General features: G+C 64.7%; 12 protein-coding genes and 1 pseudogene. 11 read left to right on the plus strand and 2 right to left on the minus strand.

The features are described 5' to 3' along the window. Window positions 1–18: 18 nt before the first annotated feature. The 11 genes from PMI04_RS06640 (at window position 19) to PMI04_RS06690 (ending at window position 10938) form a co-directional block, all read left to right on the plus strand. Window positions 19–2049 (plus strand): protein-disulfide reductase DsbD domain-containing protein, encoded by a 2031-nt coding sequence (locus PMI04_RS06640; protein ID WP_283184861.1) that lies wholly within the window; start codon window positions 19–21, stop codon window positions 2047–2049. Continuing rightward, on the plus strand, window positions 2049–2786 hold the full coding sequence (locus PMI04_RS06645; protein WP_007709813.1) for a TlyA family RNA methyltransferase: 738 nt from the start codon (window positions 2049–2051) through the stop codon (window positions 2784–2786). The genes PMI04_RS06640 and PMI04_RS06645 overlap by 1 nt, the downstream gene beginning before the upstream one ends. 88 nt (window positions 2787–2874) lie before the next feature. After that, window positions 2875–3939, plus strand: coding sequence for an efflux RND transporter periplasmic adaptor subunit (locus PMI04_RS06650; RefSeq protein WP_007709814.1), 1065 nt, complete (start codon window positions 2875–2877; stop codon window positions 3937–3939). A gap of 4 nt (window positions 3940–3943) precedes the next feature. After that, a complete protein-coding gene (locus PMI04_RS06655) occupies window positions 3944–7048 on the plus strand; it encodes an efflux RND transporter permease subunit (protein WP_007709815.1) in 3105 nt (1034 codons plus the stop codon). 24 nt (window positions 7049–7072) lie between these two features. Then, window positions 7073–7621, plus strand: a complete 549-nt coding sequence (locus tag PMI04_RS06660) for a TspO/MBR family protein (RefSeq protein WP_007709816.1) — start codon at window positions 7073–7075, stop codon at window positions 7619–7621. A 40-nt stretch (window positions 7622–7661) separates the two neighbouring features. After that, window positions 7662–7973 (plus strand): accessory factor UbiK family protein, encoded by a 312-nt coding sequence (locus tag PMI04_RS06665; protein WP_007709817.1) that lies wholly within the window; start codon window positions 7662–7664, stop codon window positions 7971–7973. Between the two features lie 42 nt (window positions 7974–8015). After that, on the plus strand, window positions 8016–8522 hold the full coding sequence (locus PMI04_RS06670; protein ID WP_007709818.1) for a YbjN domain-containing protein: 507 nt from the start codon (window positions 8016–8018) through the stop codon (window positions 8520–8522). A 9-nt stretch (window positions 8523–8531) separates the two neighbouring features. Beyond that, window positions 8532–9347 (plus strand): pyrroline-5-carboxylate reductase dimerization domain-containing protein, encoded by an 816-nt coding sequence (locus tag PMI04_RS06675; protein WP_007709821.1) that lies wholly within the window; start codon window positions 8532–8534, stop codon window positions 9345–9347. Between the two features lie 61 nt (window positions 9348–9408). Beyond that, on the plus strand, window positions 9409–9912 hold the full coding sequence (locus tag PMI04_RS06680; protein WP_007709824.1) for an asparaginase domain-containing protein: 504 nt from the start codon (window positions 9409–9411) through the stop codon (window positions 9910–9912). A gap of 42 nt (window positions 9913–9954) precedes the next feature. After that, complete coding sequence (locus PMI04_RS06685) at window positions 9955–10626, plus strand: hypothetical protein (RefSeq protein ID WP_007709827.1); 672 nt, start codon at window positions 9955–9957, stop codon at window positions 10624–10626. Window positions 10627–10692: 66 nt separating this feature from the next. After that, on the plus strand, window positions 10693–10938 hold the full coding sequence (locus PMI04_RS06690; RefSeq protein WP_007709829.1) for a hypothetical protein: 246 nt from the start codon (window positions 10693–10695) through the stop codon (window positions 10936–10938). A 67-nt stretch (window positions 10939–11005) separates the two neighbouring features. Here the strand turns inward: PMI04_RS06690 and PMI04_RS06695 are convergent, their stop codons facing one another. Beyond that, complete coding sequence (locus PMI04_RS06695; protein ID WP_007709832.1) at window positions 11006–11533, minus strand: CarD family transcriptional regulator; 528 nt, start codon at window positions 11531–11533, stop codon at window positions 11006–11008. 244 nt (window positions 11534–11777) lie between these two features. Then, window positions 11778–12115, minus strand: a pseudogene (gene fdxA, locus PMI04_RS06700) (ferredoxin FdxA). Window positions 12116–12379: the final 264 nt, after the last annotated feature.

The raw sequence follows: 12379 nt of genomic DNA on the forward strand, positions 1-12379 counted from the left end.
CACCCGACCAGAGGCCCGATGCGGATTTTTCATGTCCTTCTGATGACGCTCGCATGGCTGGCGTCGATTCCGGCCGCGCAGGCACAGGCGGCCTTTGGCGGCGGCCCGGCGCATATCGCCGCGCAGCTGATGGCCGAAAGCACGGCGCCCGCGCCCGGCAAGGGCACGACCATCGCCTTTGCCATGAAGCCGGAAAAGGGCTGGCATGGCTATTGGGAAAATCCGGGTGATGCGGGCCTGGGCATGACCGTGACCTGGACGCTGCCCAAGGGTGTGACGATCGGCGCGCTGCGCTATCCGGTGCCCGAGACGTTGCTGATTTCGGGCCTGATGAACCATGTCTATGAAGGCCCCTATGCAGTGCTCGCCAATCTGAGCGTTGCGCCGGACGTGGCGGCCGGCACCCGCCTGCCGATCCGGGTGAAGGCGGAATGGCTGGCCTGCACCGACAAGATCTGCGTGCCGGAAAGCGGCGAGCTGGCGCTGGAGCTGGTCGCGGGCGACGGCAAGGTCGTGCCGGCGATGCAGGCGCGCTTCGACGGCTGGCGCGGCCATCTGCCCCGGCCGCTGGGCAGCGAGGCTACCTATCAGATCGTCGATGGCAAGCTGCGCCTGTCGGTGCCGTTCCCGGCCGATGCGCAGGCGCGCGATGTCCATCTCTTCCCGCTGAGCGACGGGCTGACGCGCTTTGCCGCCGCGCAGAAGATCAGCCGCGAAGGCGACCGGCTGCTGGTCGAGACCGAGGCGGGCGAGGGCTTCAAGGGCGGCGCTGCGCAGGCGGTGCTGCGCACCGGCGACCATGTCGGTTTCCTGCTGAGCGCCAAGCCCGGCGAGGTCGCGGCGATCGCGCCCAAGGGGCTGGCGGGCACGATCCTGCTGGCGCTGGGCGGGGCGATATTGGGCGGGCTGCTGCTCAATATCATGCCTTGCGTCTTCCCGATCCTGGGCCTCAAGGCACTGAGCCTGGCCAAGGCGGGCGGGGACGAGCGGGCGGCGCGGCGCGAGGCGCTGGCCTATACGCTCGGTGTGATCCTGGCCTGTCTGGCACTGGGCGGGCTGCTGCTGGGGCTGCGCGCGGCGGGCAGCGCTGTCGGCTGGGCCTTCCAGTTGCAGGATCCGCGCATCATCCTGGCGCTGCTGCTGCTGGTGAGCGCGATCGCCTTCAACCTGGCCGGCCTGTTCGATCTGCCGGCCTTTGGCGGGGGGGGCAAGCTGGCGGGGCGGGGCGGCATGATCGGCGCCTTCTGGACCGGCGCGCTGGTCGCTTTCGTCGCGACGCCCTGTACCGGGCCGTTCATGGGCGCGGCGATGGGGACCGCGCTGGTGCTGCCACTGGGCGCGGCACTGGCGATCTTTGCGGGGCTGGGCCTTGGCCTGGCGCTGCCTTTCCTGCTGCTCGCCTATCTGCCTGCGTTGCGCAATCGCCTGCCGCGACCGGGGGCGTGGATGGGCCGGTTGCAGCGCATATTGTCGATTCCGATGTTCCTGACCGCGCTGGGTCTTGCCTGGCTTCTGGGGCAGCAGCGCGGGGTGGGCGGCATGACCATCGGCCTTGGCGCGGCGCTGGCGTTGGTGCTGCTGCTCTGGTGGCTGGGCATGCGCCAGCGGGCCGGGCGCGGCGGCTGGTTGCGGGTCGGCGTCGGCGCGGCGATCTTGCTGGTGGGTGCGGCGATGCTGTTGCCAGCCCGCGCGCCGGCCGTTGCAGCGGCGGGAGAGGGGGCTGTCGTCGCCTTCGACGCGGAAAAGCTCGACGGGCTGCGCGCCGCGAACAAGCCGGTCTTCCTCTATTTCACCGCCGACTGGTGCCTGACTTGCAAGGCCAATGAGGCTGCCGCGATCGAGCGGGCGGAGGTGCGCGCGGCGTTCGAGAAGGCGGGCGTCACCGTCATGATGGGCGACTGGACCAATGCCGATCCGGCGATTACCCGCTTCCTCGAAGCGCAGGGCCGTTCGGGCGTGCCGCTCTACCTCTGGTACGCACCGGGCAAGGAGGCCCAGACATTGCCGCAGCTATTGACCCCGTCGACCCTCACCGGACTGGTGCGCTGATGGCCAAGGTGCGTGCCGACCAGTTGCTCGTCGACAATGGCCTCGCGGAAAGCCGGGCGCGGGCGCAGGCGCTGATCCTGGCCGGCCTCGTCTATCTCGGCGACAAGAAGGTGGAGAAGGCGGGGCAACAGGTGCCCGACGATGCCGAACTGGACGTGCGCGGGCGCGACCATCCCTGGGTCTCGCGCGGCGGCATCAAGCTGGCCCATGCGATCGACGAATATGGCATCGACGTCACCGGTTTCGTCGCGATCGACGTCGGCAGCTCGACCGGTGGCTTTACCGACGTGCTGCTCAGCAAGGGGGCGGCAAAGGTCTATGCCGTCGACAGCGGCACCAACCAGCTTGCCTGGAAGCTGCGCTCCGACGATCGCGTCATCGTCCATGAACAGACCAGCGCCCGCATCCTGACCGACGCCCATATCCCCGAGCCGGTCGACATCATCGTGTGCGACGCCAGCTTCATCAGCCTGGCCAAGGTGCTGGAAAAACCGATCGGTTTTGCCCGGCCCGGCGCGCAGCTGGTCGCCCTCATCAAGCCGCAGTTCGAGGCAGGGCGCGAAGAAGTGGGCAAGGGCGGGGTAGTGCGCGATCCCGTGATCCACCAGCGCGTCTGCGACGAGGTGGCCGCCTGGGTGAGCGAAAAGGGCTGGCAAGTGCTTGGAATCACGACCAGCCCGATCACCGGACCGCAGGGCAATGTCGAATTTCTGATTCATGCGCGGCTTGGCGGATAATCCCGCCAGCTTCGTTACCCGCCCTGCGATACATTTTGACACATTCCATGCGGTTGTGTCCGTCACAAAGGCCCGTTAGCCCCTCGCCATGCGCACAACTCTACCTGTCGTCCTGATTGCCCTGTGTCTTGCCGGTTGCGGTGGAGAGAAGGAAAAGAAAGCTCGCCCGCCGGCCCTGGTGGAGGCGACCCCGATCGCTGTGACCGCCTTCACCGACAATGTCGAAGCGGTGGGCACGGCGCTCGCCAATGAGCAGGTGATACTCTCCGCGCCGGTGACCGAGCGCATCGAGCTGCTCAATTTCGCCGATGGCGGCTTCGTGTCGAAGGGGCAGGTGATCGCGCGCATGGCGATCGGCCAGGAAAAGGCCGAACTGGCTGCGGCAGAGGCGACTGCGCTGCAGGCCAGTCAACAATTGCAACGCCTTCAGTCGCTCAAGGCGCGTGGCTTCGCGACCGGCGCGACGGTCGAACAACAGATTGCGCTTGCCAACAGCGCCCGCGCCAATGCCGATCTGGCCCGTGCCGGGATCGGTGATCGCACCATTCGCGCGCCCTTCTCCGGCTGGGTCTCCCTGCGCACCGTATCGCCGGGCGCAGTCATCACGGCGGGCACGCCGATCGCCACGGTCAGCGACATCTCGCGGATCAAGCTGGACTTCACCGTGCCAGAGACGCGCCTGTCGATGATCCGTGAGGGCATGCCGATCCGCGCCGTGTCCGCCGCCTGGCCAGACCGGCCGTTCAATGGCACGATCGCGACGATCGATCCGGTGATCGATCCCGCTACCCGCGCGGTGCGCGTCCGCGCGATCATGCCCAACGCCGACAAGGCTTTGAAGCCCGGCATGCTGCTGACCGTCAGCATCCTGTCGCGCCAGCGCCAGTCGCTGGGCGTGCCCGAACTGGCCGTGGTGGGCGATGGCGACGAACGCTTCGTCTTCGTGCTGGAGGATCGCACTGCCAAGCGGGTGAAGGTCGATACCGGCATCCGCCAAAATGGCCTGGTCGAGATTTTGGGCGGGGTGAAGGCCGGACAGCAGGTCGTGACCGAGGGCGTGGTGAAGCTGACCGACGGCGCGCTGGTACGCCTGGCCGGCGACAAGAAGGCTGATGACGGCAAGGGCGGAAAGTCCGCCAAGGTCGCCGGTTAAGCCGATGCAGCTGTCCGATCTCTCGGTCCGCCGGCCGGTCTTCGCGGCGGTGGTCGCGGTGCTGATGTGCATCGTCGGCCTGGTCGGCTATTTCAGCCTGTCGGTCCGCGAATATCCCGATACCGACCCGCCGATCGTGTCGGTCGAAACCACTTATACCGGCGCTGCCGCGTCGGTGGTGGAAACCCGCATCACCCAGCAGATCGAGGATGCGGTCGCGGGCGTGCAGGGCATCCAGACCATCACCTCGACCTCGCAGGACGGCACATCCAACATCAATATCGAGTTCGATCCGTCGCGCGACATCGACAGCGCCGCCAATGATGTGCGCGACCGCGTCGGGTCGGTGACGCAGGATCTGCCCGAGGATGCGCTGGCGCCCGAAATCCGCAAGGTGGATTCCGACGCGCGCTCGATCCTCTTCCTCGCCTTTTCCAATCCCAACTGGTCGCCGATCCAGATCAGCGACTATCTCGATCGCAACATTGCCGACCGCTTTGCCGCGATCGACGGCGTCGCCCGCGTCACCATCGGCGGCGAGGCGCGGCCCTCGACCCGCATCTGGTTCGATGCGGAAAAGCTGGCCGCCTTTGGCCTGACCCCGGCTGACGTCGAGGCGGCGCTGCGTACCCAGAATGTGGAACTGCCCGCCGGTCGCTTTGAATCGAAGGACCAGAACCAGACGCTGCGCGTCGAGCGGCCCTTCGCCACGCCCGACCAGTTCGCGCAACTGGTCGTGGGCCGGGGCGAGGATGGCTATCAGGTGAAGCTCGGCGACATTGCCCGGATCGAGGAAGGCGCCGAAAACCCCTATAGCAGCTTCCGCTCCAACCAGGGCACGGCGATCGGCATCGGCATCATCCGCCAGTCGGGCGCCAACACGCTGGAAGTGGCGCAAAAGGCCAAGGCGCTGATCAAGGAGCTGGAGCCGACCCTGCCCAAGGGCATGCGCGTCGCCATCGGTACTGACGAATCCCTGTTCATCGAACGCGCGATCGACAATGTCTATGACACGCTGATCGAAGCGGCTCTGCTCGTCATCCTTGTCATTTTCCTGTTCCTGGGATCGGTTCGCGCGACGATCGTACCGGCCGTCACGGTGCCGATCTGTCTGCTTGCGACCTGCGCGGTGATGTGGCTGCTCGGCCTGTCGATCAACCTGCTGACCCTGCTCGCCTTCGTGCTCGCCATCGGCCTGGTGGTCGACGACGCGATCGTGGTGCTGGAAAATGTCTATCACCGCGTCGAACAGGGCGATGATCCGCTGGTCGCCGCCTATCTCGGCACGCGGCAGGTGGGCTTCGCCATCATCTCGACCACCCTGGTCGTCTGCGCCGTGTTCGTGCCGGTCATGTTCCTGGCCGGCCAGACCGGCCTCTTGTTCCGCGAACTCGCCATCGCGATGATCGCGGCGATCGGCTTCTCCGGCTTCATCTCGCTCAGCCTTGCGCCGATGCTCTGCTCCAAGCTGCTGAAGAATGCCGATCGCGGCCGGCTGGCACGCTGGATCGACGATCGCTTCCAGCGGATCGAGCATGGCTATGGCCGTTGGCTGGACTGGACGCTGAGGAAGCCGCTGATGCCGCTGCTGGGCGTGGCGATCTTCCTGGGCGTCGCCTTCTTCCTGTTCACCCGCCTGCCGGCCGAGCTTGCCCCGGCCGAGGATACCGGCGTGGTGGAGGCCAATATCAACGCGCCCGAGGGCACCGGCTTCGACCGGATGATGGCCTATATGCAGAAGATCGAGAATGATCTCGCCTTCCTGCGCAAGGATGGCACGCTGCAGAATCTGGTGATCCGCACCCCCGGCGGCTTCGGCACCACCGACGATTACAACAACGGCAATGTCATCGCCTTCCTGCGGCCGTGGGAAGATCGCACCATCACCACCGCCGAAGTCGCGACCATCATCAATAAGGTGATTGCCGATCAGCCGGGCGTGCGTGGCAATGCGGCGCCGCGATCGGGTCTGGGCCGTGGCCGTGGTCTGCCGGTCAATATCGTGCTGGCCGGCTCCACCTATGAGGGGCTGGTGGCGGCGCGCGATCGCATCATGCTGGCGGCGGCGAGCTATCCGGGGCTCATCAACCTCGACAGTGATTACAAGGAAACCAAGCCGCAGATGCGGATCGAGACCGATCTGCAGCGCGCCGGCGACCTGGGCGTGTCGGTGAACGATGTCAGCCAGGCGCTGCAGAGCCTGCTCGGTTCGCGCCGCGTCACCACCTATGTTGATCGCGGCGAGGAATATCGCGTGCTGGTGCAGGCGGAGCGCGAAGGGCGCGAGACGCTCGCTGATCTGGAACGGATCCAGGTGCGCAGCCGCAGCGGCGTGCTGGTCCCCTTGTCGGCTGTCGTGACCGTGCGCGAAGTGGCCGGGCCGCGCCAGCTCAACCGCTATAACAAGCTGCGTGCCATCACCCTGACTGCCGCGCTGGCGCCGGGCACCTCGCTGGGGCAGGGCCTGGCCTTCCTGGAGGATCAGGCGCGCCAGTCGCCCGAGGTCCTGGCGATCGGCTATCGCGGCGAAAGCCAGTCGCTGCGCGAGACGGGCGGGTCGATCTGGATCGTCTTCGGCCTCACCATCCTGATCGTCTTCCTGTTGCTCGCCGCACAGTTTGAAAGCTTCATCCATCCCGGCATCATCATTGCCACCGTGCCGCTGGCGGTGGCGGGCGGCGCGCTGGGTCTGGCCATCACCGGCGGGTCGATCAATCTCTATAGCCAGATTGGCATCGTCATGCTGGTGGGCCTTGCCGCCAAGAACGGCATCCTGATCGTCGAGTTCGCCAACCAGCTGCGCGACGAGGGGCTGGAGATTGCCGAGGCGATCCGCGAGGCCGCCAAACGGCGCCTGCGCCCGATCCTGATGACCTCGATCGCGACCGTGATCGGCGCGGTGCCGCTGGTGCTGCGCGGCGGTGCCGGTGCGGCGGCGCGCCATTCGATCGGCGTGGTGATCGTGTTCGGCGTCAGCCTGGCGACGCTTATCACCCTGTTCCTCATTCCCATTTTCTATTCGCGCGTTGCCAAGCGCACGGTTTCTCCGCAAACCGTTGGTCGCAAACTGGATTCGGCGCTGAAGGATTCGCCTGATCCTGCGGAATAGGATGAGCTTGGAGCTGCGTTGCCGATGAATGAGATCGCATCCCCCGGTCAGTTGCGCCTTGCCTATCTGCGCTGGGCGCTGGTGACGGTGCCTGCGATCGTCTTTCTCGGTTTCCTGTCGGGAAGGCTCGCCAATAGCGGCTTTGGCAATCGCTGGTTCGCATCCCTGCATTTGCCTGCGCTAATGCCGCCCGGCTGGGCCTTTGGTCTTGCCTGGACGATCCTCTATATCTTGATGGCGCTGGCCTTCGCGATCGTGCTGCACGCGCGCGGCGCGAAGGGGCGGGGGGCTGCGGTCGCGTTGTTTCTGGTGCAATTGGCCCTCAACCTGGCCTGGTCGCCGCTCTTTTTTCGCGCGCATCAGGTCGGCGCCGCGCTGGGGCTGATCCTGGTCCTGACATTGCTGGTCGCGGTCACGATCTGGCTGTTCTGGCGGATACGCCGCTTTGCTGGCGCGTTGCTGCTGCCCTATCTGGCCTGGCTGGTCTTTGCCTCTTACCTCAACTATGAGGTCGGCCGCCTGAATCCGGACGCGCACAGGCTTGTCGCGCCGGCGCTCCAGACCCAGATATGATATGTGGCGCGGTTTGCGCCTGATACGAGGATAGACGATCATGCAGAGCGAGAATCGCTTTTTCGACGACCTGGCCAAGCTGGTAAATGGTGCTGCCGGTACCGTCGCGGGCATGACCCGCGAGCTGGAAACCAACGCACGCGAGCGCGCCAAGGAATGGATCGGTGGCGTGGACTTCGTCAGCCGCGAGGAGTTTAACGCGGTCAAGGCGATGGCGGCTGCCGCGCGCGAGGAAGTCGAACTGCTCAAGGCCCGCCTCGACGCACTGGAAGGCAAGTCGTCCGAGCCGGTGACTAAGAGCGTGCGCGCGGCCAAGATCAAAGCTGTGGATAAGGATTCGGGCGCCGAGTAAGCGCCCTGTCTTTTCACCCACTTCGGTGATAAAGGCGCGCCGATGATGGATAGCGACGAATTTGAAAATGGCGGGCATGAGGCCGCGCCGATCGATATGCTGGCGGCCTTCTACGAGGCGCATGGCTGGAGCTTCGAGCAGGTCGGCGAGGATGAGATCGTCGCGAGCACCCAGGGCAGCTGGGCGCAATATGAGTTGCGCGGCATCTGGCGCGATGAGGATCAGGTGCTGCAATTGCTGGCGCTGCCGGATATCCGCGTCACCGAAGAGAAGCGCGGCGTCATCTACGAGACGCTGGGCCTCATCAACGAACAGCTGTGGCTGGGCCATTTTGAGCTGTGGTCGTCGAGCGGCATCGTCCTGTTCCGCCATGGTGCGCTGCTGGGCCAGGGCGGCACTTTGACATTGGATCAGGCGCAATTGCTGGTCGAAACGGCGATCGACGAGTGCGAACGCTTCTATCCGGTGTTCCAGTTCGTGCTGTGGGGCGGAAAGAGCCCGACCGAGGCGATCAGCGCCAGCCTGATCGAAACCCGCGGCGAAGCCTGAGGCCTGACCATGACCATCGCTCGTTGGCCCGATCATCTCTTCCTTGTCGGTTGCGGCAATATGGCCGGGCAGATGCTGACGCGCTGGCTCGCTTGCGGCCTTGATCCAGCACGGGTTACCGTGCTGCGGCCAAGCGGCAAGCCGGTGGCCGATGGCGTCACCGTCGTCACGGCCTATCCTGAGGCCCTGGCGGATGGCACCACGGTGCTGCTGGGCATGAAGCCCTATCAGATCGCGGATGTCGCCGCTGGGCTGGCTCCGTTGCTGACGGCTGAAACCCGGCTGGTGTCGATCCTGGCCGGTACGCCGATCGCCGACCTGCGCCATCATTTCCCGGCTGCGCGCGATATCGTGTGCGCCATGCCCAACCTGCCCGTGGGGCTGGGCGAAGGCGTGGTCGCGCTCTATGCCGATGCGATCACGGATGAAAGCGCAAGGGCGCACATCGCCGCGCTGATCGCGCCATTGGGCCTGGCCGAATGGATGGGCGACGAAGCGCTGTTCAACCAGGTGACGGCACTGTCGGGCTGTGGCCCGGCCTTCCTGTTCCGCTTTATCGACGCTTTGGCGCGCGCCGGCGCGGCTCTGGGCATTCCCGCCGATCAGGCGGCGCGGATGGCGCTTGCCACCGTGCAGGGATCGGCGAACATGGCGGCGCGCGCGAGTGTCTCACCGGCCACGCTCGCGGATCAGGTGGCCAGTCCGGGCGGCATGACGCGCCAGGGGCTCAATGTCCTCGATGCGGATGATCGGCTGCTGACGCTGCTGGTCGATACGCTGACGGCCGCGCGCGATCGCGGCGAAGCGATGGCGCGCGGCGAATAGCGGCGGTTCCGATCCGCGCCTTTATCCGTTAAGGGGGCGCATCGAAATCCGGAGTCGTCCCATGCTGTCCCCCGAAACGCCCATCCTGCTGCTCACCACTGGCGGGACGATCGACAAAATCTATTTCGACGCCCTGTCCGACTATCAGGTCGGTGAAACCGTCATGGCCAAGCTGCTGGATATTGCCCGGGTCAAGCATCCCTTCCGGATCGAGGAAGTGACGCGCAAGGACAGCCTGGAATTGGATGACCATGATCGTGCGTTGATCTATGCGCGCGTCGCCGCAGCGGCGGAAAAACATGTCGTCATCACCCATGGTACCGACACGATGACGGAGACCGCCAAGCAGCTCGCTGGCATTGCGGGCAAGACGATCGTGCTGGTCGGTGCGTTGGCGCCGGCGCGCTTTGGCGAGAGCGATGCGAGCTTCAACCTGGGCATGGCCTTCGCCGCCGCGCAGGTGGCGGAACCGGGCGTCTATATCACGATGAGCGGCTCCGTCTTCCGCGCGGACAAGGTGGTGAAGGATCGCGCCAAGGGGGCCTTCGTCCCGATCGCGGAATAAGGGGAAGATTGACTTGGCGAGGGATGCGGCCATCCTTTGCTCATGTTCCTGCTCGATTTTCTGAAGTCGCTGGACAAGCTGCTCTATGAGCTGATGTCCTGGCTGGTCTTCTATCCCATCACCTTGTGGCGGGCGCTGACACATCCGCTGCAGCTGATGCGTTATGCCGACCGGGAACTGGATGACGCGCCAGAGGAGCAATATGCCGACACGCTGAGCCCGCCTTTGTTCCTGCTGATCTCGCTGCTGCTCTGTCACGGGCTGGAACTGGGCGTGATCGGCCAGAATGCGCTGGTGAAGAGCCGGGTCGGGCTGGATGCGCTGATCAGCAGCGATACCAATCTCATTCTTTTCCGGCTGATCGTCTACAGCCTGTTCCCGCTTTTGATGGCGGTGCGGCTGTTGCGGTGTCAAAAGCTGTCGATCGACCGCAATACGCTGCGCGCGCCCTTTTACGGCCAATGCTTTCTGGCTGCGCCGCTGGCGCTGTTCCTGGGGCTGGGCGGCACCATGATGCTGGCGCCGCACAAGCCGCTCTGGGTCGGGGCTACCGGCATCCTGCTGATGCTGGCGACCCTGATCTGGTATGGCAGCCTGCAGATAATCTGGTTCGCGCAGCAATTGGGCATCGGTCGTTTCCGCGCCTTTCTTCAGGCGTCGCGCGCGATGATCGAGTCGCTGGTGGCGATCATCCTGGCTCTGCTTCTGGTCTGAACCGGAAACTTTTGGCCGCTCTCCGGCATTGATCCCTCCGATGGGGCGATAAAGAGGAGAGTCACAATGGCGGATTATCAGGAGCGTCCGGCGCCCACGACGACGATCATAGAACGGCGTGGCGGCGGCACGGGCATTACCCTTGCCATCCTGCTGCTGGTGATTGTGGTCGCGGTCGGCGCGTTCTTCCTGGTCAGCAGCCAGGCCCGCAAGGACGATGCGGTGTCGAGCGCGGCCAGTCAGGTCGGCCAGGCGGCCAGCGACGTGGGCGACGCGGCGAAGGATGCGGCCGGCGCAGTCCAGAACAAATAGGTGACCCAATGAAATGGGGCGCTCCGATGGTTCGGGGCGCCCCATGTCTCATGTTCGATCGGGCTGTTTAGCCCTCGACCTTCGCATATTTCGGCGCAGCCTCGTTCAGGATGCGCAGGATCTTCTTGAGCGCGGTAGGCTCGTCGGTCTCTTCCATCGCGGCCAGTTCACGGGCGAGGCGGCTGGACGCGGCCTCGAAGATCTGGCGCTCGGAATAGCTCTGTTCGGGCTGGTCATCGGCCCGGAACAGGTCGCGCGTCACTTCGGCGATCGACACCAGGTCGCCCGAATTGATCTTCGCTTCATATTCCTGGGCGCGGCGCGACCACATGGTGCGCTTGACCTTGGGCTTGCCCTTCAGGGTTTCCATCGATTCCTCCAGCGTCTTGTTGGAGGACAGCTTGCGCATGCCGACGCCTTCGGCCTTGTTGGTGGGAACGCGAAGCGTCATGCGCTCCTTCTCGAAGCGGAGCACATACAGCTCCAGCTCCATGCCCGCGATCTGCTCCTTTTGGAGTTCGATCACACGGCCCACGCCGTGCTTGGGGTAAACGACATAATCACCAACGTCAAAGGACAGCGCCTTGGCAGCCATTTGAAACCTTTCTATTCAACCGGGGAACGGGCCGTCGCGGGGCAGGTGCAGCAGGGGCACGAGTCGGGGAAAGTCCGCGGCGTCACCGTCAAGACATGATGCGAATACTCCAGGACGAACGCGACCATGTTCGTCTGCTGGCGGCTATTTAGCAGATTCGTAACAAAATTGCCACCCCCGGACACAAGGTCTGGGGGTGTGCCGCAAAATGGGACGCCGTGCCTGGTTCAGGCAGGCAATCCGATCAGCTGCCTTCGCCGGGTTCGGGCGAGAAGAACTGCTCCAACTTATTCTCGACGCCGCTCATCGCGTCGGCATCGGCCGGTGCCTCGCCCTTGACCGTGATGTTGGGCCATTCGGCGGAATATTTGGTGTTGAGCTCCAGCCATTTTTCCAGGCCGTTCTCGGTGTCGGGCAGAATCGCCTCGGCGGGGCATTCCGGTTCGCACACGCCACAATCGATGCACTCGTTGGGATTGATGACCAGCATGTTCTCGCCCTCGTAGAAACAGTCCACGGGCAGACCTCGACGCAATCCATATATTTGCAGCGGATGCAGTTGTCGGTCACGACATAGGTCATTGTCAGGGCACTCTTTGGGTTGCGACAGCGGCGGCCCTGCTATGCCCGGTGCGCGCCAAGGTCAATGAGGATATTGTTGGCGGGGCTTTAGGGGCGGTTTTTGCCGAGAGACTGGCCAGGCGATAGCGGCGCGTTACCCGCGCATGGTGTGCAGGGCCGCGCCCTCCGCTCGCAAATGATCTAAGGCGGAAGTACCGTGGGCATCGTGCATTTTCACAAAGTGGAAATATTATCTAGTATTCACAATATCTTATATCTCTATAT

Source organism: Sphingobium sp. AP49 (assembly GCF_000281715.2).
GTDB lineage: Bacteria > Pseudomonadota > Alphaproteobacteria > Sphingomonadales > Sphingomonadaceae > Sphingobium.

Excerpts from the sequence above, each read along its gene's own strand:
- PMI04_RS06660 (WP_007709816.1), top strand. The coding sequence starts at position 7,073 with ATGAATGAGATCGCATCCCCCGGTCAGTTGCGCCTTGCCTATCTGCGC.
- PMI04_RS06655 (WP_007709815.1), top strand. The coding sequence starts at position 3,944 with ATGCAGCTGTCCGATCTCTCGGTCCGCCGGCCGGTCTTCGCGGCGGTG.
- PMI04_RS06670 (WP_007709818.1), top strand. The coding sequence starts at position 8,016 with ATGATGGATAGCGACGAATTTGAAAATGGCGGGCATGAGGCCGCGCCG.
- PMI04_RS06665 (WP_007709817.1), top strand. The coding sequence starts at position 7,662 with ATGCAGAGCGAGAATCGCTTTTTCGACGACCTGGCCAAGCTGGTAAAT.
- PMI04_RS06640 (WP_283184861.1), top strand. The coding sequence starts at position 19 with ATGCGGATTTTTCATGTCCTTCTGATGACGCTCGCATGGCTGGCGTCG.
- PMI04_RS06695 (WP_007709832.1), bottom strand. The coding sequence starts at position 11,533 with ATGGCTGCCAAGGCGCTGTCCTTTGACGTTGGTGATTATGTCGTTTAC.
- PMI04_RS06685 (WP_007709827.1), top strand. The coding sequence starts at position 9,955 with ATGTTCCTGCTCGATTTTCTGAAGTCGCTGGACAAGCTGCTCTATGAG.
- PMI04_RS06690 (WP_007709829.1), top strand. The coding sequence starts at position 10,693 with ATGGCGGATTATCAGGAGCGTCCGGCGCCCACGACGACGATCATAGAA.
- PMI04_RS06680 (WP_007709824.1), top strand. The coding sequence starts at position 9,409 with ATGCTGTCCCCCGAAACGCCCATCCTGCTGCTCACCACTGGCGGGACG.
- PMI04_RS06675 (WP_007709821.1), top strand. The coding sequence starts at position 8,532 with ATGACCATCGCTCGTTGGCCCGATCATCTCTTCCTTGTCGGTTGCGGC.
- PMI04_RS06645 (WP_007709813.1), top strand. The coding sequence starts at position 2,049 with ATGGCCAAGGTGCGTGCCGACCAGTTGCTCGTCGACAATGGCCTCGCG.
- PMI04_RS06650 (WP_007709814.1), top strand. The coding sequence starts at position 2,875 with ATGCGCACAACTCTACCTGTCGTCCTGATTGCCCTGTGTCTTGCCGGT.